Source organism: Ruegeria sp. AK4 (assembly GCF_056541025.1).
In genome coordinates this window covers 374,962-396,563 of the sequence record NZ_JBQFXS010000003.1, presented here as the reverse complement: position 1 = coordinate 396,563, position 21,602 = coordinate 374,962, and the positions used below count along the sequence as shown (strand labels likewise).

The following is a 21,602-nucleotide window of genomic DNA, read 5'->3' as shown; positions in this document are numbered from 1 at the left end:
TTTTCGGCAATTATGCGCGCCATGACCTACGACATCCTGCTGGCCCTGATTGCTTTTGCCTTCGTATCCTCGATCACGCCGGGGCCGAACAACCTGATGCTCATGGCATCGGGCGCGAATTTCGGGTTCCGCCGTACAATTCCGCATATGCTGGGGATCGGTCTGGGATTTACCTTTATGGTCCTGCTCGTGGGCGCGGGGCTGGTGCAGGTATTCGACCGGTATCCGGTCAGCTACACGGCGCTCAAGATCGCGTCCGTCCTCTACCTGCTCTATCTCGCGTGGAAAATCGCCCATGCCGCGCCCGCCAAGGGGCAGGCCGCGACCGGAGTGCCGATGACCTTCCTGCAGGCTGCGGCTTTCCAGTGGGTCAATCCAAAGGCCTGGGCCATGGCACTGACGGCCACCACCGCCTACGCCCCTGGCCAGACGCTGAACGCGATCGTGATCGTCGCGCTGGTCTTTGGCGCGATAAACCTGCCCTCGGTCAGCACCTGGACGGTTCTGGGCCAGCAGATGGCGCGCGTCCTGACGAACCCGCGCCGGTTGCTGGTGTTCAACTGGACCATGGCGGTGCTGCTGGTCGCCTCGCTCTACCCGGTCCTCTGGCCGAACTGAGTTACTTCAAAGGCAGGCAGATTTCCGTCAGCAACTCTTCGGGCGCGGTCTTGCGCGGGTCGTTCAGGTAGATTTCGTAACAGGGCTGATCGGCGGGCTCCTCACCGGACCCTGGCAACCAGTTGCCGAACAGGCTGTGATAGGCCGCTGCAAGACCTGAATATGGCCCCTTGTAGGTCAGGACAGCGGTTCTGCCGCCGGGGATCTGCATCTGCTCCATACCCTCTGGCACGGTATCGCCGTTGAATTCAGCACCCGCAAAGCTGCGAAGCTGATCCTCGGGCACGTCATCGGGACTGTCGAGGTAGAGGCCGATCATCGGGCCGACCTGCGGCCAAAGCTGGCGGGATTCACAAAGGGCGCTGAAGGCCTCAAAGCTTTTGCCGATCTCGGCATAGGGGCCTTTGTGGGGCAAGGCGATGACGCGGCGGGCGGGTTCTGTTCGGGTCGTGACGGGATGCATCGGGTATTCTCCGGTTTTGAAATTGGGTTGGGCCGGCAGAAATTGCCCCGCCTTGCGAAAGGCGGCGGGGCTGCTGCCATAGGCCTCGGTAAAGGCCCGCGCAAAAGAGTTCAGGTTCGGATAGCCCACCAGGGTCGCAACCTCGGCAACAGGTTTTTTGGTGCGCAACAGCCATGTGGCCGCCCGGTGCAACCTGACCCGGCGCACGGCCTGCGCGCAGGTCTCGCCGGTCAGCGCCCGGAACACGCGATGCCAGTGAAACCGCGACATGGCGGCGACATCGGCCAGCGCGTCCAGCGACAGATCCCCGGCGGGGTGGTCGTGGATATACTCCAGAACGCGCAGAATACGATCTTCATAGCTGGCTGCCATCGGCATCCTTCCTTTCCCTTGCCCAACCGGGATCGCATATTCCGTCTCCGCAAATCTTGCTGAGTTGCATTCCGGTGGCGTCAAGTTCATATAGCGGGGAACTTCCGCGTTGAGAGGCGTCATGACCCAGTATTTGGATTTCGAAAAACCACTGGCCGAGATCGAAGGCAAGGCCGAGGAACTGCGCGCCCTTGCCCGCGCCAACGAAGAGATGGACGTGGCCGAAGAAGCCGCCGCACTGGACACCAAGGCGGCCAAATTGCTGGAAGAACTCTATGCCGATCTGACGCCGTGGCGGAAATGTCAGGTGGCACGGCACCCCGAACGGCCCCATTGCAACGACTATGTCGAGGCGCTGTTCACCGAGTTCACGCCTCTGGCGGGCGACCGGAACTTTGCCGACGATCTGGCCGTGATCGGCGGGCTTGCGCGGTTCAACGATCAGCCGGTGATGGTGATCGGCCACGAAAAGGGCAGCGACACCAAATCGCGGATCGAGCGCAACTTTGGCATGGCCCGGCCCGAAGGCTATCGCAAAGCCGTCCGCCTGATGGAAATGGCGGGGCGCTTTGGTCTGCCGGTGGTCACCCTGATCGACACCGCAGGGGCTTATCCCGGCAAAGGGGCCGAGGAACGCGGCCAGTCCGAGGCCATCGCGCGCTCGACCGAGATGTGTCTGAAGATCGGCGTACCGCTGGTGTCTGTCATCATCGGCGAGGGCGGCTCGGGCGGGGCTGTGGCCTTTGCCACCGCGAACCGCGTGGCGATGCTGGAACATTCGGTCTATTCCGTGATCTCGCCCGAAGGCTGCGCCTCGATCCTGTGGAAGGATGCCGAGAAGATGCGCGAAGCGGCCGAGGCGCTGCGCCTGACCGCGCAGGACCTTTATAAGCTGGGTGTGTGCGACCGGATCATCACCGAACCCAAGGGCGGGGCCCATCGGGATCGTCCGGGCACGATCGAATCCGTGCGCGCCGCCATTGCCGCCATGCTGAAAGAGCTGGACGGCAAAGATGCGGCGGCCCTGATCAAGGACCGCCGGCAGAAATTCCTGGATATCGGCTCGAAAGGGCTGGCAGCGTAACCCGTCAACCGCCCAGACGCCGCAGCAACGCCACCGATGGCGCGCCAGTGACGGCCAGCCCGTTGGCCTGCTGATAGGCACTGATGGCCGACTTGGTGTTGTTGCCGATCACCCCGTCCGCACCTTGCGTGTCATAACCCGCCGAAGTCAGGCGGCGCTGTAGCTCTTTGCGATCCTCCAGCGTGAGGCCGGTCGCATCCGGCCCGAACGAGGCCTGAAATGGCGCGCCCCCGGCGATCCGGTCCGACAGATGCCCCACGCCAATCGCGTAGCTGTCCGAGTTGTTGTACCGCTTGATCACCTGAAAATTGCGAAACACGGCGATGCGCGGCCCCGGCGTTTGCCGCTGCAATACTGCAACCGGGGTGCCGGAAACCGTACCGACCTCGCCACCCCAGCGCTGCCCGCGCACCCAGCCCGCGCGGGCCAGATAGGCGGCGGTCGAGGCCAGCGAATCCGCCGGATCCTCGGACCAGATATCGCGCCGCCCGTCGCCGGTGAAATCCACCGCATAGGCCAGATACGAGGTCGGGATGAACTGCGTGTGCCCCATCGCGCCCGCCCAGCTTCCGGTCATGTTGGCGGGGGATGTGTCGCCCTCCTGAATGATCTTCAGAGCCGCCACCAGTTGCTTTTCAAAGAACGCCCCGCGCCGCCCGTCGTAAGCGAGCGTTGACGTGGCCGAGATCACCGGCACATCGCCGCGCCGCGCGCCATATCGGCTTTCCAGCCCCCAGACGGCGACAACAACTTCTTTGTCGACCCCATATTTCGCTTCGATCTGCGACAGGGTCCCCGCATGGCGCACCATCATCTGCTGGCCTGTGCTGATCCGCTCGTCCGAGGCGGCAATGGCCAGATAATCCTCGAGCGAGCGTTTGAATTCGACCTGATTGCGGTCGCGCTCGATCACGCCGGGCAAATAGCCCGCCCCCTGAAACGCCCGGTCCAGCGTCGCCTGCGAAATCCCCTGAGACGCAGCGCGGCCCTTGAAGCTGGCAACCCAGGCGTCCCAGCCTGCGTTTGGAACCGGCCGCATCCGCGACGCAGGCGCGCGCGAGGCGGTGCCGGCGTCAGAACAGGCGGCCAGCAAGGCCGACCCAAGCCCGATAGAAAAGGTCCGTCGATTGATCATGACTGAAATCTGCTCTTGTTTGTGATTTGCCTCAGCGTATCGCAGTCCGGGCTGGCAGGCCAGAAATTCACCCGCCCACAGGCGCTCAATCAACCGGTCGGCGATATGCCGCTTAGCTGACCAGCATCCGCAGCCCCTGCGTCACGTCCGAGCGCACCGCAAGCCGCAATCCGGGCTCATCCCCGGCCTTCAGCGCGGCGATGATCAGCTTGTGATAATGCGGCGGTTCGGTCCGGCGCAGGCGGCCATAAAGCGCCCGCATCGTGGGACCAAGCTGCAGCCAGACGGTTTCGGCCATGGCCAGCATCGCCGGGGCCTGCGCGCGCAGATAGAGCGTGCGGTGGAATTCGAGATTGGTGCGGATATAGCCGACCGCATCCCGTTTCGTCACCATCTCGGCCACGTTCATATTGATGCTCTGCAACCGGTCGATCAGCGCGATATGCGCACGCGGCAAGGCGCGGCTGGCCAGTTCGACCTCGAGCAACGCGCGCAAGGCCGCCAGTTCCTCGATCCGGTCATTGGTCAGTTCGGGGGTCGAGACCCGCCCCGATGTAGACAGGGACAACGCGCCTTCGGCGGCCAGGCGGCGGACGGTTTCGCGCGCAGGAGTCATCGACACGCCAAATTCCTTGCCGATCCCGCGCAGGGTCAGCGCCTGTCCCGGCGCGATTTCTCCGTGCATGATCCGGGATCGCAGGGCGCGGTATACCCGGTCATGGGTGGCGGTATGAGAATCTGAGGGGCGCGTGGTCAACATCCCCCCATGTGATCACAAAAATCCGCAGGGTCAACTTTTAGACGGTTCAAACCGGTAGCGATGCAGCGCCGCACCATTGTCGCGCAACCAGCGGCGCGGGTCTTTGTACGGGCCATACAGCCGCTCGACCTGCGCCCAGAACGCCGGAGAGTGGTTCATCTCGGCCAGATGCGCCACCTCATGCGCGGCCACGTAGTGCAGCACGTCAGACGGCGCCAGGATCAGCCGCCATGAAAACATCAGCCCGCCATGGGACCCGCACGAGCCCCACCGGGATCGCGTATCGCGCAGTGTCAGGCTGGTATAGGGACGGCCAAGCATCGCCGCATAATCGTCGCAGGCTTCGGTCAGCCGGTCCCGGGCAAGCTCTTTCAGGAACCGCGCCAGACGGCGCGCCTCGGCCCCGGCAGGAACCGCTACCGCGTCTGGCTGCAACAGCACCCTGCGCCCGTCCGCCGGAACGATTCGCCGTTCGATCCCTTCGATTGGGATGACCTGCCCGAACTGAACCACGGCCGGATCGGGCCGGTCCAGCAGGTGCTGGCGAATCCACCCCTCTTTGGTCTGCGCAAAGCTCAGCGCCTCGGCCTCGGGAACGCCTTGCGGATAGGTCAGCGTAACCCGCCCGTCCAACTGGGAAATCCGCAGGCTGATGCGCCGCGCCCGCGCCGATTTGCGCAGCGTCAGCGGCACCGGCGGCGTCCCCGGCAAGGCGTGCTTTCCCATATCCCGTCCTTCCCTGCGCAAAGGCTTTGACAGTCCCCGCCGCTTGTGGCACGTGAACTGAATCTTTTAGACGACTCACCTGATATCAAGGGGATTTGACATGCCCAAGGAAGAATGGGGCGTAAAGCGTGTTTGCCCGACCACTGGTAAGCGGTTTTACGACCTGAACAAGGACCCGATCGTCAGCCCCTATACGGGCGAGATCGTGGAGCTTGAGACCGGCAAAAGCCGGATGATCGCCGCCGACGCCGAAGATGCGGCAACCGCCAAGGCGCGCGAAAAAGCATCGGAAGAGGATCTGGTCCTGGATGACGACGACAATGTCGATGTCGAACTGGACGATGATCTGCTGGACGATGACGACGACAGCAACGATGATGTGTCGCTGGACGACATCACCGACATGTCGTCGGAAGACGAAAACTGATCCGGGTCCGAGGCGGCCTGACCCGCCTCACCACCCCTCCCGACGCGCGGTGCGGATTCTTTTCCTCAAAGCTATTTTTGGACTTGCACTCGCCCCCGCTGTCTCATAAACGTCCGTCCACCGCAGCAGCGGTACCTTAGTGGGGCCTTAGCTCAGTTGGGAGAGCGCTTGCATGGCATGCAAGAGGTCAGGGGTTCGACTCCCCTAGGCTCCACCAAATCCCAGCAACTCAAAAAGTTAGTGCGCATCAGAACGTCGGCACGGCGAGAGAAGCTGCAGACCTGTCTCTCACCGTCCAGACACGGCATACTAATTCCGTTGGCCAGCTAATCGCGCTTGCGGCAACGCTTTAAACTGAAACGCACGTTTGGGCGGAAATCCTTGGAAAACTCATTCCCCTCAAAAGACGCTGGTCATCAGGCGGTTTTATAGAGCTTTTTTGCGTGCCTACTCGCGGCATATTGAGTATTTATAGGAGCCATTTTTTGGGCGTCAAAGTTATTACCAATAAGTGGCCTTGGCACCTTTAAATCCGACATTCCATTTTGCTCAAAGAAAAAAGTGACCGCTTTTGCATCGACAAATCGTACCCAAGCACCCTTCTTTGCGGTTAAGCGATTGAGTTTATTTGTGGGGGTAGATTTGACCAGAAACTTCATTCCTACCTTAAACATGTCTGCCTCCCTTGATCGACCGACACTCCAGATGTTGTCTGTCGGTTCTAGTCAGGCTTGCCTGAACGCCCCGATTTATCAAGGTTTTATTGCTTCGAACAAACCGCCGCTGCCCAAGGTGATGGCCGATTAGGTCACGCCTCTGCCCGAGGCACGGCCCTCTGATACAGGTGCCAAGTGGTGTGGCCGAGGATTGGCAGGGTGAAGATCAGACCCAGGAACGCCGGAACCAGTGACAGCAGCATGGTGACCGAAATGATTGCTGCCCAGCCAAGCATGACCACAGGGCTTTCCGCGACAACGCGAAGCGACGTCAGCATGGCGGAGACGAAATTGGTTTCCCGGTCCAGCAGCATGGGCATGGCGATGACGGTGACTGCAAACAGGACAGCCGACAGGAATGCTCCGACGCAGGTGCCGATGGCAAGGAAGGTCCATCCCTGCGGCGTGAAGAATACGGTGTGCAGGAACCCGTCAAAATCCGAGAAGGAGGCATTCTGCAGGATGATCGCCAGCCAAAGACGGACCTGGTAGATCCACACCCAGAAAATGAACAGGGTGACAAAGGCCATCCAGCCCATTTCGCGTTTGCGCTGATTGGCCATGACGGTGAGGATTTCTGACCAGCCGAAACGCTCGCCCTTCTGCAATCGGCGGGACATTTCGTAAAGCCCGGCGGCGGCAAAAGGGGCGACCAGCGGAAAGCCTACAATGGCGGGGATGATCATCCAGATCTTGCCGAGCCAGACGAGGCTCCAAACCAGCAGGATGCCGAAAACCGCGTAGAACAGGCCGAAGAAGCCGCTCATGGCGGGGCGTGCCAGAAAGTCGGAAAACCCGGCTTTCAGCGACGCGGTGATATCATCCGCCGTCACTTTGTTGACCTGCGGTACAGTCGGCTGCGGTTTCAGATTGTCCGGCGGTGTGGACCCTGCGGTTTCGGATGTCATGGCACACTCCTCCCAAAGCATGGCACCGCGCTGGTCCGTTGGCCAACAGACCGGCGGCGAAACAGGCGCGCCTCCTTTGCAAAAACTGTGCAACAGGCGGGGCTTTAGGACAAGGGGCGGGATGGCTCAAAACCGCGGTCGCGTCCCGTTACCCGGACATCGCCGCCGCTTGAATCTTTAATCATTGTGGCGGAACAAATCCTACAACCGACACGTTGTCGCAATAGTTATGCCCTGATCTGTTTCTATCAGCAATTAGTCCTGCCGATATGTTTATTAGTCCGTTTTTAACGAGGGGGTTTTCGGCGGGATAGGGGGCGAGCGTTTGGTTGCCCTTAAAGTGGCCCAACCGCTCCCCCCGCCCTTGATAACCCGGAATGCAATATCGCGCTTGGATGGCTAGCTGCCCTGCCAACTACGGCGTCGCAAAGCGCGGCGGGAGTCGGGCGCCTCACTCGGACACCGTCTTTCAACCAGTCAAAAAAATCGCCGCCCCGGATTGGGGCGGCGTCTGTTGTTGTGGTTATCCGGTCTGGCCTATTCAGCGGCCTGTGCGGCGGGGTCATCGTGTTTGTCGCGCAAACCGTCCCGGAAAAGGGCCTTGGCCAGCGAGATACACATCAGCCCCATCACCATGGTGAACGGCAGCGCGCCGATAATCATGGCATTGCGCAGCGCATCCAGCGGGTTGTTCTCACCCGCCGCCAGGATCAGCGCGCCGATCACAGCTGTCAGGATCAGGCCCCAGATGATGCGGTGCTTGATACCCGTCTCCTGGCTGCCGCCCGACATGATGGTGTTCATCACCAGAATGCCCGAATCCGCCGAGGTGACCAGGAAGGTCATGATCAGGATCACGCACATCACGTTCAGCATCGACAGCAGGCCACCGTCCAGCATGTAGGACAGCGTGACGAACAGCTTGTTGGTGTTCGATGCGCCGATGATCGCGCCTTCGGCTGTGCCTGCCAGTTCAAGGTCGATCGCGGTGCCGCCCAGAACGGTCATCCAGGCAAAGCACACCAGCGCCGGTGCGAAGACACAGCCCAGGATGAACTCGCGTACCGAGCGACCCTTGGAGATGCGCGCCAGGAACAGGCCCACAAAGGGCGAGAACGCGATCCACCAGGCCCAGTAGAAGGTGGTCCAGCCGGCCTGCCAGCCGAACTGACGCCCCTGCTCACCGGCGGCATAGGCTGCGGCCAGCGTGGCTTCGTCCAGCTCGGCCACTGCGCCTTCCAGACCGTCCTTGAAGCCGTCGAAGCTGCCCCAGGCGTTGGTTGCACCGCCCATCAGCGCCTCGGCATGGGCCTGCGCTTCGGCGGGCAGGGCCGCTGCAAAGGCTTCGGCCGAGAGCGGGCCGTAGGACACGAAGCTCAGCGAAATGTAGTGCAGGATGTAATCCACCATCGCCGAGCCATAAGTGGTCATGGCAAAGACGAACGATCCGAACACAACGAACGTGCCCAGCAGGATGATCGACAGGACCAGGTTCAGGTTCGACAGGTACTTCACGCCCCGGCCAACACCCGACACCGCCGAGATGATCGACAGGCCCATGATCACCACCAGACCGGCAATCAGGCCGACCTTGGAAGGCGCAGGCACATCGCCGCCCAGATCCATGATCCATTCGACCCCGGTGATCGCATAGACACCGTCGATGAACTGGCTGATGCCGTAGCCGATGGTCACCGAGACGCCCAGGATGGTCGCAACCACGCCCAGAACGTCAACCACATGGCCTAGAAACCCGTTCATCAGCTTGCCGAACAGCGGCGTCAGCGCCGAGCGGATGGTCAGCGGCATGCCCCGCGTATAGGCGTAATAGGCCAGCGACAGACCGGTCACCACATAGATCGCCCAGGCGTGGAAGCCGTAATGCAGATAGGTGTAGCGATAGGCCGACTGCACCGCCTCGGGTTCGTTGGCTGCAACGTCACCGGCAACCACCACGGGGTTCGACCCCCACAGGCCCAGCGGCTCGGCGGTGGCAAAAACCATCAGGCCCACGCCCAGACCGGCACCGAACATCATCGAGAACCACGAGAAATTCGAAAACTCGGGCTTTTCCCCCGGCGTTCCCATAATCCGCTTGCCCGTGCCCGGGATCAGCGCGACCGCCGCCAGAAAGAAGAAAAACAGCCCGACAATCACGATGTAGAAGCTGTTGAACACTTCGAGAAGCTGGAAGTTCCAGCTGCCAAGGGTGCTGTTGGCATTGGCCGGAAACACCAAGGCCCAAAGCACCAGCGCAACCATGATGCCTTTGCTGATCAGCGCAATCGGCACGCTGTTATTCTCATAAAAACCGCTATCCGCGGTCTTTATCTCCAAATCCGTAAACGGTTCCTTTATCGACATCAGCTTCCTCCCGTGTCGTCGATCCGCGCGTGTTGAACTGCTGCCATGCAGCGGTGACACCCGCTATTCAGCTATTATCTTTTCTTTGTATTTCAGTGTTTTATCTGGATCAGAACGGCAATCCAGGTGTTTGCTTCGTCTGTTCATCGTCAATCCTTTGTCAGTTCCTGACCGCCAAACCCCAAGGGGTTCAGGCAGAAGCTATTGACGGTTCCCGAGGCACTGTTTCGGGCCGGGTGTCGAATAAGGCGTGTCTTGGTTCGTCTGCCTACAGGCTCATCCCCCGTGCCATGTGAATAGAACCGACACTTTTTGCCGGTTTGGCGACCCATAACGCAAACCTGACGCTCAAATGCACCTTCAACCAATCATTTGCTGGCCTTCAACAGCAAAAATTTTGATAGTCAGACGAGGCCACCTCACCCGAAGCCAACAGCCAGGTCAAAATGTCCAGACGCCACTACAATCTTCCGCCGCTCACGACCCTGTCGGCTTTCGAGGCCGCGGCACGGCATATGAGCTTTAAGAACGCCGCCGAAGAACTGTCGGTCACGCCGGGCGCGGTCAGCCACCAGATCAAGGCGCTGGAAGGCGATCTGGAAACGGCGCTGTTTCAGCGCAAGCATCGGGGGGTCGATCTGACAGAAGACGGCAAGGCGCTTTACGAGGCGATGTCTTCGTCTTTCAGCCGCATCTCCAAAGTGTTGGCAACCATTCGCGACAGAACCTCGGGCGACAAGGTGACTGTGGGCGCGACCACAGCGGTGGCCGCCCTGTGGCTGTCCCACGCGATCATCCGGTTCTGGCGCGAGAACCCGGATGTCAGTGTCGATCAGATTTCACAGGATCGCCCTTTTCGGGACCGGCCGGACATCGATTTCTTTATCCGCTATGGCCGTGACAGTGACCCGACCCTGTCGCACACCCCGTTATACCGCGATCATCTGACCCCGGTCGCCAGCCCGGACCTGGCCGAACGACTGTCCGGGTCCAGCCTGACGGAACTGGCGACCCAACGCCTGATTCACCTGCATTCGGAAGATCGCAACTGGACCACATGGCCCGAGTGGTTCCGGCAATTGGGATATACCGGCACCATACCCGTTGAATCGCGGGTCAACAGCTACGCGGTCGCGCTGCAACTGGCACGCAAGGGTGCCGGGCTGGCGTTGGGATGGCAGCGTCTGATCCATCCGATGTTACGATCGGGAAAACTGGTGGCCATCGGGCCGCATCACCTGACCGCGCCCAATCAGTTCTACCTTGTCGGTCGCCCCGAAGACGAGCTCTCGGACAACGCCCGCGCTCTGAAAAACTGGATCATTGACGAGGTTCGCAGCGGCTCGGGTGAAATCAGTTAAACTGTTGATGAGCATTTCTGATATTGCGCCGCGCCCGCCGACCCGGCCAATAGGGTATAGTCAGGGTGATCCCAGCCTCAGGAGAGTTCGATGAACAAGCTTAGCGCGCTTTCGTCCGTTCTGGCCGATGTCAACACCGCCAACGGTCTGCCCAACGAACATTACGTCGATCCCACGGTCTTTGCCGAGGAGCGGCAATCCGTCCTCTATTCCAACTGGTCCGGGATTGGGTTCGGCAAGGACGTGCCCGAGGCAGGCGACGCCAAGCCGGTTGATTTTCTGGGCATGCCCCTGCTGATCGTGCGGGACCGCGACGGCGAGATCGGCGTGTTCCAAAACACCTGCCGTCATCGCGGCATGATCCTTGTGGATGCGCCGAAAAAGATCGGCGGGGCCATCCGCTGCCCCTATCACAGCTGGTGCTACAGTCTGAAGGGCGAGCTGCGCGCTACCCCTCATGTCGGCGGTCCGGGGCAGAACAAGCACGAAGACGTCGACAACAAGGACCTGGGGCTGATCCGCATCCGATCCCATGTCTGGCGCGATGTGATCTTCGTGAATGTCGACGGCACCGCGCCTGCGTTCGAAGACGCCCATGGCGCGCTGCTGGACCGCTGGGCCGAATTCGAACAGCCCCTGTTCCACGGCGGCGACGTGTCGTCCTTCAAGCTTGAGGTCAAAACCAACTGGAAACTGGCGGTCGAAAATTTCTGCGAAAGCTACCACCTGCCCTGGGTGCATCCCGGCCTGAACAGCTATTCCCGGCTGGAAGATCACTACAACATCGAAGCGCGCGGGCACTATTCAGGACAGGGCACGCTCGTTTATCGGCAGCTGACGGGCGAAGACGGTGCGACGCTGCCCGATTTCGCAGGCCTGAGCGATCAGTGGGACGAAGGCGCGGAATACATCGCGGTCTATCCAAACGTGCTGCTGGGCGTGCAACGCGACCACAGTTTCGCGATCATTCTGGAACCGGTAGATCACGAAAACACCGTCGAACATATCGAGCTTTACTATTCCGTAAGCGAGACCGAGACCCCGGAACTGGACGATTTGCGCACCGCAAACGCGCAGCAATGGAAGGCTGTCTTTGAAGAGGATGTCTTCGTCGTCGAAGGCATGCAAGAGGGCCGTCATGGCATGCTGTTCGACGGCGGGCGTTTCTCGCCCGCCATGGATGGGCCGACGCACAACTTCCACCACTGGGTTGCCACGCAGGTTGAAAATGGCCGAACCGCAGCCGAGTGACGGCCGCATCGACGGGACAGCCGACCTTGACCGCCTGCTGCTGGACGCGCATGCCAGAAACGACGTTTGTGATCTTGTAAGGCTGTACACATTGGCGGCGGATCACCGGGAACAGGCCGGAGACATCGACGCCGCCTGTTTCTTCCTGACCCACGCCTTTGTCTTTGCGCTTGAGGCTGGCGCCCCGCAAGCCGACGCGTTGAATGCCCGTCTGGTCGGCCATGGCAGGGCAGACAGGCTAACGTTCTGACCGATGCCGCCCGTGCGGTTGACCTGACTTGGCGCTGTTCAGGTCAAGTCTGACGCAGATATTCCTTTTCAACCACGTTTTGGTCAGTGCGGACGCGCGCTTGGACCACGGCACGGATCGCCTCAATCGACAACGACCGGATTTCATCCGGAAGCGCAAAATAGCCCAACATTCCGATCGGGCACACAGGTTTCCGCGTGGCCGACGAGGTCGAAGGGCGGGACATCACCGGAACGGTTGGCGAATTCGAAAAGCGCGTGGCACAATCCGGGCACGAGCATTACCATTCAGCCTTACCCCCAAATCGGGACCCGCAATATGACCACATTTCTGACTATCGTCCTTGTGATCGCTGCATTCTTTCTGGGCATGCACCTCTGGACCCGGAAACTGACCCGCGCGGGCAGCATCCGCGTGCCCCAGCCGGGTCAGATTATCCCCGTGCGCGGCGGCAGTATTCACTATGTGGAACAGGGCGATCCCTCGAAACAAACCCTTGTGATGATCCACGGGCTGACCGGCCAGTTGCAGCATTTCACCTATGCGCTGGTGGATTTGCTCGCCGATGACTACCATGTCATTGCCCTCGACCGCCCCGGCTGCGGATATTCGACCCGCGACACAGCCGATCTGGGCCGCCTGCCCGAACAAGCCCGCATGATCCAGGAGTTTCTGGACACCAAAGGCGTCACCGACGCGGTTCTGGTCGGCCATTCGCTGGGCGGAGCCGTTTCGCTGGCCATGGCGCTGGACTACCCGCACAAGGTCAAGGCGCTGGCACTGCTGGCTCCGCTGACGCAGACACTGACTGTCACACATCCGGTGTTCAAACCGCTCGAGATTCGTACCCAATGGCTACGCAGCTTCATCGCCAACACAATCGCCGTGCCCATAGCAGCTAAAACCGCGCCCCATACGCTTGACACCGTCTTTGCCCCCGAACCGGCCCCGGCCGATTTCCTGGACCGCGCCGGCGGCGCGCTGGGGCTGCGCCCGTCGGCCTATGTGACCGGATCGCAGGATGTCGTGGGCATTCACGAAAGCCTTCCCCCGCAAGTGGCCCGCTATCCAGACCTGGCCGTGCCCGGAGGCATCCTGTTCGGCGCGCAGGACATCCTGCTGTCGCCTGCGGACCACGGCGCACCGATGACCCGGTTCGGCCTGTTCAACCAAGAGATCGAGGGGCTGGGACACATGATCCTGATCACCGCACCCGCCCCCTGCGCCGCTTTCATCCGCCGCGTCGCCGAGGGCCCGGCAGACAAGGCCGAAGCCGCTGGCACATCGGGATAGCCCCGCACCCAAAAGAATCCGGTTTGCAGGGTCATTTCCCTCTTGACCCTCTCCTGCCCCTCGCTTACATCGCCTCTCACTCGTGGCGGAGTAGCTCAGTTGGTTAGAGCAGCGGAATCATAATCCGCGTGTCGGGGGTTCAAGTCCCTCCTCCGCTACCATTAAATCCCTAGAACATATCATATTCTTGCGACGACACCTCGGAGTGCAGGCTTTGACACGCGCCTGATTTTTGTGCGTTTTTTGTACGTTGTTCTGAAAAACTGTGTGAATCGAGCCGAAACGCATGGACTGCGCGTCGGATTCCTGGCTCTGCTCAGCTCCAAACCGTAGCGCGTTTTAGCTCGAACAGAGGGGCATCCTTGGGTGCCCCTTCGTTCAACAACAACTCATAGGTCAGCTTTGAAGTGACCGGAGGCTTTAGCCCAGCCGCAGCGCATGGTCGCTTCCCGCCCTACTTACACAATCCCTTTGATTTCTCCCAATTCAAGCGCCTGAAAAGGAATCTAAATTTTCCAACAACGACAAAGCCATGCCTACGTCATCGATTAGACCACGCATCATCGGAAAAGGTTGGGAGGGCAATCTTTGCGCCACTGGGCTTGCTGGATGTCGGCCCTCGCGCAAGCGTGGATCAGGCGTTGTCTCGATTGGCGACCAAGGGGTGATACCCATATCGCTCAACCGCTTCCAACGAGCGTGCAAGGTCTAGTGCGGACCGTGTTCTTTGGGCGCATCCTGCCAGCGTAAACCGTTGTGGTTGATGGAGATAATACCGCTGTAGGCGCGCCATTTGAGCATCCCTGAATCATGACACAACACGGAAATCAACAGGCCCTGACCCTAATCGCCACCTCCGCCGCCATCGAAACCGCCATCAAAGCCGCCGCCTTCACTGCCATCCGGACCTTCTGAACCACCGGACTCCGCATCAAACTCGGCGTCCGTCATCACTGCTGCCACGTCCATTGCGGTTGCGGCTTCGGCATAAACGGCAACGCCAACTGCAGCGGCAGCGACGGCCGCAGATCCTGCTGCTGTCCCTGCAGTCCCGCCTGCCGATGGCCCCGACGGCGCAGGACCGCCCGCATCGCCGCTGTCGGGGCTTTGACCGTCAGCTTCGTTCGCCGGTTCAGGGCTGTCATCTTCCCCGCCAGAGTTCGGCTGCTGGCTCTGCTCGAAGGCCAAAAGCGGCATTGCGTTTATATCGATACCCAGCGGCCCGTATTCCCGCAATTGCCCTTCGGGGCTGAGACGGAACAGAAAACCAGCACCGCAATAGGGTGGTAGTTCCAGACCCCGCAGGTCTTGGCACAGACGCATCCTCTCCCAGTCTGCGGCTGTGTCGCGCGATTGCGATGGCGGTGGGGCGATAAACAGGGTTTTTGCAAACCAGCCGCCTGTCTCCAGCATGTCGATTTCGTCCAGCACACCTTGGCTGTCGGCAGGGATGATGATGACCTGACCGGCGTGGGCAATCATGTTCTTGGCAAGCTTTTTCCAATCCTCATCGGTGGTTTTGAGGTTGACCGTTCCCTGCGAGCTTTCCTCTGCATTCAGCGCGTAAACGTTGGCTTGGCTGTGGAACAAGTTCAGCATGATCAATTCGAAATCCATTCCCCCGACAACAAAGCTGCCATCAAAGTCGAACGACCGCAGATACACGATGCCGCCTTCGGCAAACTGCCCACCCCGCCGCAAATCGGTCGATTCGTTGATATGCTGGGATAGCGCAGACTGCCTTGCAAGGATACGCTGGCGGAGTAAGCGCCGCGCGCCCCATGCATAGGTCTCGATTGGTGCCAAAACCAGGCCCATTACGATGTAGAAGCCAGGTACGACGCCTAGCACGAGCGCGGCAATTGTTCCCAACGTCTCGGGCAGAAAGCCGTACAATACGTACACAAGCCACGCCCAAACGGCACCTCCGATCGCGACCGCTATAGCTGCAAGCGGCGCTACCAGGGCCAATCCCAGAAGCAGTCGCGTGTTGCGCTTCGCATCCTCTGGATTCTCGAGCTCGGCATCCAATCTGGCCAGCTGCGCTTGCGATGTTGCCCGAACGATCCCTTGCACGACGCGCAAGGGTGACCCGGCTGACGCCAAAGCACCGGCTTCGGGTAATGCTTCCTGATCCTGCGCCGAGCGGGATGACAGAACCTTAAAATGACGTATCAAGAGAAAGGTGAGGATGAGATAAAATGCCAGACCACCCCAAAGCGGTGATCCGCCGACGACCACAGTCACCACAGCAATTCCGAGGATCGCGACAACGCCCAGAACGCCGATGACGTTTGGTTCATCCTTTGAAACCAAGTTCAGGCGTTGAAAGTCGGGATCAGCATGCAGTCCGGGGTCCGGCAAATCGGACCTGTCCAGCTGCGCCAGTTCTTCCGCTCTGGTGGACAACTCGCGGGCTGCGGCGGCATCCTTGTCGTCGTGACGAGCACGGGCGAAATCAACGACGCTGCGCCCGTCAACGTCGATTGCATCGAATTTGGCACCTGCGTCTTCAAGGGATTTTATCAACTCGTCCCGGCCGCGATAGAAGGCATAGTGCGCGGCCACGCGGCCATTGGGATCGGCCAGGTCTGGGTCGGCATCGTAATTCAGCAGTTGTTCTACGATCTCCTGCCGCGCGTTTGCTGCGGCGTAGACAATCGGAGGTACGCCACGAAGATCACGGGCGTTTCCGTCAGCACCTCGCGCCAACAATGCTGCTGTCCGCTGCACATCACCGACGCACACCGCTTGTGTCAGCGGGGTGTGGCCATCTGCAAAAGGCAAATCCAGAATGCCTTCGGGCAATTCGTCCGGCAGCGGTGTCCAATCAGCAAGTGCCCGGGCTGCGGGGCTCAGAAATCGGTTTTCCATAATATGGGCAAGTTTAGCAGTCCAATTCAAAACAGGATATTCGAAACTGTATCACCAGCGTCCGACAATACTGGTTATCCGCTGTTTCTTGCTGCCTTTCATCTGTGGTGATGGATCAACGAACCGTCCTGACACGGTCAATTCTCAGCGTGCCAACGAAAGCAGGAAGGGGTCAGACCTTGGTTCCGTGTATCCGCAACATTTGAACACGCCCCACATCGTCGCCAGCCACAATGCAATCGCCGTCAGGGGTAAAGGCAAGCGCCGTGACTATGCTGTCTGTGCCAAACTCAGCCAGAAGTGAGCCCTGTTTCAGGTTCCAAATGCGCACAATCGCATCGGCAGAACCGGTGGCCAGAAGCTTGTCCGACGGTCCGACGGCCATCGCCGAGGTCGCACCCGTTTTGAAGGACCGCACTGTCTGACAACTCGGGATGGCGACAAGCTCGCACCTGTCGCCGCCTGCGGAGGCGACAAGATGTTTGCCGTCAGACAAGATCGCAAGGTGACCGAAGCTTTGATCGGTTCGACCGGATACCGCGCCGCCCCGCTTGTGCAAATCCCAGACCAGAAGGCCCTTCGCGTCGGCAGCCGCAAAAGCAAACCTGCCATCAACCGAAAGCGCCACGGCGGCTATTGTCCGAAGGTTCGGCTTCATGGGCGAGGATCCCCTGAGCAGCGTACGAACTCGTTTGTTTTGGTCGAGGTCCCACAGCGTCAAAACCCTGGGCCAGCTTCCGCAAATCGCCAGCCGATTGTCGCCGCTGAGTGCAATAGAATCTGCGAACTCGATATGGCCCATGTCCTCAGGTTCGGCAGTATTGAGAGGCCAGGATTTCAGGTCCTGATCACATCCCAGGATAAGCCGCGACCCGTCGGGGAACACTGCGGAAGACCGAATTTGCAGGCCGTCATCATACGCGTCCGACCATTGCCGAACCAGCCGACCAGACGAGGCTTCGCGGACATGAACCTGCGCATTCCAGGACGTTGAGACCACTGTCTGCCCATCCGACGATACTGCCAGTCCGGTAATCTCTGCGCCGTGTGCGGCTGGTGCCCGGCTGGACCCGATCTGGCCCGCGTCCCAAACACGGGCCGAGCAGTCGTCGGCAGCCGATGCGATCCGTCTGCCATCGTGCGAGATATCGAGCCCACGAATATAGCCGTTGTGGGCTTGGACGGTGACCGGGCGCGTTTTTCCCTCAAGCGTCCAGCGCCTAAGTGATCCATCGCCCGATCCCGACCAGAGGTGATGTCCTGACGGATCGAAGGCAAGAGAACGTACGATGGAAGTGTGCCCCTCAATCCAATCAGGGTCTTGCCCGGTTTCCATGTTCCAAACGGCAATAAGACCATCATCGAACCCCGCGGCCACAAATCGCCCATCCGGGCTTGCCGCAACCGACCAGGCAGCCGCGTTGGGATGCAAGCCCAACTTCCGCAGCTTGCGGCGTTTTTCGATGTCCCAGAGCGTGACTTCACCGGCGTCATCTCCTGTAACAGCGCGGGATTTGCCCAGAAAGGAGATCACATTGATCGTGGCTTTGTTCCGAAGCTTTGCAAGGCGATGACCTGTGGATACGTCCCAGAGGGCAACACCGCCATCACACGCGGTCAATGCCAACTTACCGTCCTCGGAAATAGCCACGGCCCAACCTGCGTAGCCGTTGCCTTTCAACGTCCGGACCTTCGACCAGGTTGGAATATCCCAAAGCACCGGATCGCCGCGGGATACCCCAAGCACTGCAAGACCGCACGCGTCACAGACGGCGATGCCATCGGCACCTTCGGACCCGAAAGACGAGGCACGGATCGGCTCACCGGTATTGGCATCCCATTCCTGCAGAATGCCTTGGTGCCCTACGGTGAGAAGGAACCGAGCATCGCCATGAAACGCACAATCTGTCACGGTCGGTCGGTCGTGTACCAGGTTCAGCATAGGGCTAACGCCTGTTTTCCAGACTTGACTGAGGTAAGGCTGCGCCAAGGTTTCAACCAGCACCTGCGCCCGCTCTGCCAATCCGGACTGACCCAGTTCCTGGGCGCGTTTCGCAATCTGCTGCGGCAGAAACGAAGCTTGTGTCCCGGATTGCCGGTCGCGCAGAACATGCTGCTCCTGCTGCAGTATGGTAAGCACGGTTTGCGTGCGCGCCGCATTTCGTGAGTTTGAGCTCGCCTCACCGAGGGTAAGCGCGTTGCTCAGATCGCCTATGACCTCGTCAATTCCCCTGAGTCTGTAATTCGCGTCAAGCTCCGAGGGATCTTCGTATGACCGCGTTAACTGATCTCTTGCCGCAGCGCCGACCTTTTGCCAGTTTCGTTTCCGCCGATGGCGGACAAAATCGCGCACCACGGGATGGAGACGCACGGAAGCGCCACCCAAACCCTCCAGCAGGTTTGCGTCGATCGCCTCTTGCAACGCGTCCCGGATTGGCGTGTCAATTCCGTCGGCTGCATCGCGAAGGCCGCTCATCAAACCAATACGCGCGATTGGCACATGCGCGTTTTCCGGGTGGGCGGCCACAACGTCGAGCAGATCGCTCGTGTGATCCAACTCCAGCAATTTCCACTGGGCACGAAGGGCGGGGCCAACGCTGAGATTTGCGTAGGCAGGAAGCGCAACTTTCCTGAGATGCGCTTTGGCATGAGTAGCGTCCAGACCGTAGCGCCTGAGGTGTTTCAAATAAGCCGCAGGTGTCGCGGCGGGCTTTCGCTTGAGAAAAGCAGCAGCGAGCGAAAGCGCCAGAGGCAATCGACCCAGAGCCTCACAAACCTGCGCCACCGCCGCATCCTCCGGGTCAATGTCCGGCCGTTTCGATGTAAGCAACTTCCGCGCATCTTCGACAGGCAACATGTCGATATTCAGAGCATTGAACTCATCGATACCAACACGTTGCCGTGTCGTGAACAGCACGCGGCATGCAAGGTTGCCCGCAACAGCCCCACGCCCAATCGGTCTGCGGTTGAAATCGATGACATCGCCGACATTGTCGAGTATGACGAGCGCCTCCCGGTTGTCCGTGATATGGCGCACGAACTCATCTGCCGCATCCAGAAGACTGTCGTGCGAGCGTTTGCTGGTGCCCATACGATGGGCTAAGGCGGCAAACTCAGCAGTCCAATTTGTCGCCGCGGCATTCAGCATGAACACCCCATCCGGGTAGTGGTACCGATACCTATGGGCATACTCGACGGCAAACTGGGTCTTGCCGATGCCACCCATCCCGCTGATGCCGGTTGGTGGCGTTCCTGTCTCCCCGGCCGTCATGAGCGTTTCGTGCAAATTCAGAAATTCGGTGTCGCGTCCCAGAAAACCTCGAAGACGGGGATGGTCGACGAGGAATGGAATACGTCCGCCTGAGCCAGAGCCTGGACCAACATCTTTGAGAAGGCGCGCAATTCCGGCATCGCAATCAGGATAGAGGCGGATTGACTGGATATCCCGCAGACCAAATACATCGGATTTCTTTTCGGTCGCATCCAAGGCGACGGGAAGGATCGGTTTGTGGGCCTTGGCCGCCATCAAAACCTCACGCTTCACCCATTCCGAGCTCAAGGAGTCTTTGGATAGGAACAGCAGGAACATGTCGCAATCGGCAATCCCGCGCCCGATTGCCCGCTGCCAGCCGTCCCCGACACGAATACTGTGATTGTCGAACCAGGTAGAATGCCCTGCGCCATGAAGACGGTCGATCACAATGCCGACCGTTTCCGCGTTGGCGCGAGAGTAGCTGACAAACAGATGCGCGATATCCAACCTCAACCGTTCGAGCCGTATCACATAGTAACGCGATGTTACTGCAGCGGCCAGATACGACCGATGCCCCCACGTCTTTCTATCCGCAATCGCTCTCGCGGTACTGGTGATCTGTTGACTATGAGTGCTGACGCTAGAGGTTGCGCAAACACGCTGCCCCGCTCAAATAAAGTTAATCTGACAAGATCATTGCGATTAACAGACCGCTATTCGGTTTTACTGAATCCGAGCGACCCCACTATACCTCCAATCCCTGCGCTCTTCCGGTCTCGATCCATACTGTTTGAAAAAGGCGCGGGACATGGCTGAACGAGAAGAAAATCCTGTTGCAGTGGCGATTTCCATCAGCGGCATGTCGGTGTGCTGCAATAAGCTGCTTGCTCTCTCCAACCTTAACTCTTTGTAGGTATCCAGAAGCTTTGCACCGGTCTTGCACAGATATCTTCTTTGCAGTTGCCGTGTGGACGTACCCACCCGTTCCGAAAGCCCGGAAATGCTCAGGGGTTCTTCGATATTCTCCAACATGGTCGTCAAGGTGAGAATGACCAATTCGTCGCCCTTGGCTTTGCGAACCAGTCGATTGGCGAACCGGCTCTCGATGGATTGCCTCGGTTCGGTGAGCCCGATATGCCTGCGCAGCGCATCGGCAAGATATTCACCATGATCCATGGCAACAAAATCGGCCAGCAATCGAAGAGCGCTGATATGTGCGTTTGCGCTGTGCAATCGCCCGGTGGCGGAAAAGTAAGTTGCAGCCCCGCAATCCCTTACGCCCGCTTCTGATGCCGCGACTTCAAAACTTGAATGAACCGCAGCTATCTTTCGGTCCGAATTGTCCGTATTGGCCAACAGCATGACGGCACCTCCGACGAGGAGTGTCCGGGGCGACAGGCTCAACACCCGGGCAACCCATGATTTTTGATCACCTGCCGGGTACCATGCGCATTCGGCATTACCCCAAAGAATTGCCGTCCGCCGGGCCCAGAAGAGAGGTCCGCCAGCCTTTTCTTCGGCAACGACACGCAGGGTCACAAAATAGGTTTGTTGGCCAATCAAGCTGTTCAAAGCGCGGTAGAATTCCACGATCGCTTCTGCCGATGCTCTGTCCTCATGGCAACGCAGAATGACATCGATGTGCCGAGCGCACCCGGTCGCTGTATCATCTGTTTCGCTTGTCGTTACTTGATCGGTTTGAACGGCGTAGTGTTTCATCTGAATTGCCAAGCTTGTTTTGATCTGC

General features: G+C 59.7%; 17 protein-coding genes, 2 tRNA genes and 1 pseudogene. 9 read left to right on the top strand and 11 right to left on the bottom strand.

What is annotated here, in order from left to right:
- The first annotated feature begins 21 nt into the window (after window positions 1-21).
- A complete protein-coding gene (locus tag ACR0EZ_RS08355; protein WP_480612190.1) occupies window positions 22-618 on the top strand; it encodes a LysE family translocator in 597 nt (198 codons plus the stop codon).
- A 1-nt stretch (window position 619) separates the two neighbouring features.
- Here the strand turns inward: ACR0EZ_RS08355 and ACR0EZ_RS08350 are convergent, their stop codons facing one another.
- Window positions 620-1,453 carry an AraC family transcriptional regulator gene (locus ACR0EZ_RS08350; RefSeq protein ID WP_480612189.1) on the bottom strand — a complete coding sequence of 278 codons (834 nt, stop codon included), beginning with the start codon at window positions 1,451-1,453 and terminating at the stop codon, window positions 620-622.
- Window positions 1,454-1,574: 121 nt separating this feature from the next.
- Between ACR0EZ_RS08350 and ACR0EZ_RS08345 the strand changes: the two genes are divergently transcribed.
- Window positions 1,575-2,537, top strand: a complete 963-nt coding sequence (locus ACR0EZ_RS08345) for an acetyl-CoA carboxylase carboxyltransferase subunit alpha (protein ID WP_480612188.1) — start codon at window positions 1,575-1,577, stop codon at window positions 2,535-2,537.
- Window positions 2,538-2,541: 4 nt separating this feature from the next.
- Here the strand turns inward: ACR0EZ_RS08345 and ACR0EZ_RS08340 are convergent, their stop codons facing one another.
- The 3 genes from ACR0EZ_RS08340 to ACR0EZ_RS08330 all read right to left on the bottom strand — a co-directional run bounded on the left by ACR0EZ_RS08340 (window position 2,542) and on the right by ACR0EZ_RS08330 (window position 5,158).
- Window positions 2,542-3,672, bottom strand: coding sequence for a lytic murein transglycosylase (locus tag ACR0EZ_RS08340; protein ID WP_480612187.1), 1,131 nt, complete (start codon window positions 3,670-3,672; stop codon window positions 2,542-2,544).
- A 112-nt stretch (window positions 3,673-3,784) separates the two neighbouring features.
- Window positions 3,785-4,432, bottom strand: coding sequence for a GntR family transcriptional regulator (locus tag ACR0EZ_RS08335; RefSeq protein ID WP_480612186.1), 648 nt, complete (start codon window positions 4,430-4,432; stop codon window positions 3,785-3,787).
- Window positions 4,433-4,462: 30 nt separating this feature from the next.
- Window positions 4,463-5,158, bottom strand: coding sequence for a M48 family metallopeptidase (locus ACR0EZ_RS08330; protein ID WP_480612185.1), 696 nt, complete (start codon window positions 5,156-5,158; stop codon window positions 4,463-4,465).
- 100 nt (window positions 5,159-5,258) lie between these two features.
- Here ACR0EZ_RS08330 and ACR0EZ_RS08325 point away from each other — a divergent pair, with 100 nt between their 5' ends.
- Entirely contained in the window at window positions 5,259-5,585 is a 327-nt protein-coding gene (locus tag ACR0EZ_RS08325; RefSeq protein ID WP_480612184.1) for a TIGR02300 family protein, read from the top strand.
- 141 nt (window positions 5,586-5,726) lie between these two features.
- Window positions 5,727-5,802, top strand: a tRNA-Ala gene (locus ACR0EZ_RS08320).
- A 199-nt stretch (window positions 5,803-6,001) separates the two neighbouring features.
- Here ACR0EZ_RS08320 and ACR0EZ_RS08315 read toward each other — a convergent pair.
- From ACR0EZ_RS08315 to ACR0EZ_RS08305, 3 genes are all read right to left on the bottom strand, one after another.
- On the bottom strand, window positions 6,002-6,259 hold the full coding sequence (locus tag ACR0EZ_RS08315; RefSeq protein WP_480612183.1) for a hypothetical protein: 258 nt from the start codon (window positions 6,257-6,259) through the stop codon (window positions 6,002-6,004).
- Window positions 6,260-6,393: 134 nt separating this feature from the next.
- Complete coding sequence (locus tag ACR0EZ_RS08310) at window positions 6,394-7,209, bottom strand: DUF2189 domain-containing protein (RefSeq protein ID WP_480612182.1); 816 nt, start codon at window positions 7,207-7,209, stop codon at window positions 6,394-6,396.
- A 537-nt stretch (window positions 7,210-7,746) separates the two neighbouring features.
- A complete protein-coding gene (locus ACR0EZ_RS08305; protein ID WP_480612181.1) occupies window positions 7,747-9,573 on the bottom strand; it encodes a BCCT family transporter in 1,827 nt (608 codons plus the stop codon).
- Between the two features lie 446 nt (window positions 9,574-10,019).
- Between ACR0EZ_RS08305 and ACR0EZ_RS08300 the strand changes: the two genes are divergently transcribed.
- From ACR0EZ_RS08300 to ACR0EZ_RS08280, 5 genes are all read left to right on the top strand, one after another.
- Window positions 10,020-10,934 (top strand): LysR substrate-binding domain-containing protein, encoded by a 915-nt coding sequence (locus ACR0EZ_RS08300; protein ID WP_480612180.1) that lies wholly within the window; start codon window positions 10,020-10,022, stop codon window positions 10,932-10,934.
- Window positions 10,935-11,024: 90 nt separating this feature from the next.
- Window positions 11,025-12,185 (top strand): aromatic ring-hydroxylating oxygenase subunit alpha, encoded by a 1,161-nt coding sequence (locus ACR0EZ_RS08295; RefSeq protein ID WP_480612179.1) that lies wholly within the window; start codon window positions 11,025-11,027, stop codon window positions 12,183-12,185.
- Window positions 12,163-12,435, top strand: a complete 273-nt coding sequence (locus ACR0EZ_RS08290; protein ID WP_480612178.1) for a hypothetical protein — start codon at window positions 12,163-12,165, stop codon at window positions 12,433-12,435. Before ACR0EZ_RS08295 ends, ACR0EZ_RS08290 begins: the two co-directional genes overlap by 23 nt.
- A 318-nt stretch (window positions 12,436-12,753) precedes the next feature.
- Window positions 12,754-13,728 carry an alpha/beta fold hydrolase gene (locus ACR0EZ_RS08285; RefSeq protein WP_480612177.1) on the top strand — a complete coding sequence of 325 codons (975 nt, stop codon included), beginning with the start codon at window positions 12,754-12,756 and terminating at the stop codon, window positions 13,726-13,728.
- An 84-nt stretch (window positions 13,729-13,812) separates the two neighbouring features.
- A tRNA-Met gene (locus tag ACR0EZ_RS08280) sits at window positions 13,813-13,889 on the top strand.
- A 550-nt stretch (window positions 13,890-14,439) separates the two neighbouring features.
- On the opposite strand, the pseudogene ACR0EZ_RS08275 reads toward ACR0EZ_RS08280, so the two are convergent.
- The 4 genes and pseudogenes from ACR0EZ_RS08275 to ACR0EZ_RS08260 all read right to left on the bottom strand — a co-directional run.
- Window positions 14,440-14,517, bottom strand: a pseudogene (locus tag ACR0EZ_RS08275) (IS5/IS1182 family transposase); the annotation flags it as partial.
- A gap of 54 nt (window positions 14,518-14,571) precedes the next feature.
- Window positions 14,572-16,602, bottom strand: a complete 2,031-nt coding sequence (locus tag ACR0EZ_RS08270) for an ankyrin repeat domain-containing protein (RefSeq protein ID WP_480612176.1) — start codon at window positions 16,600-16,602, stop codon at window positions 14,572-14,574.
- A gap of 172 nt (window positions 16,603-16,774) precedes the next feature.
- Window positions 16,775-20,386 (bottom strand): TIR domain-containing protein, encoded by a 3,612-nt coding sequence (locus tag ACR0EZ_RS08265; protein ID WP_480612175.1) that lies wholly within the window; start codon window positions 20,384-20,386, stop codon window positions 16,775-16,777.
- Between the two features lie 192 nt (window positions 20,387-20,578).
- Window positions 20,579-21,574, bottom strand: coding sequence for a helix-turn-helix domain-containing protein (locus tag ACR0EZ_RS08260; RefSeq protein WP_480612174.1), 996 nt, complete (start codon window positions 21,572-21,574; stop codon window positions 20,579-20,581).
- Window positions 21,575-21,602 lie beyond the last annotated feature (28 nt).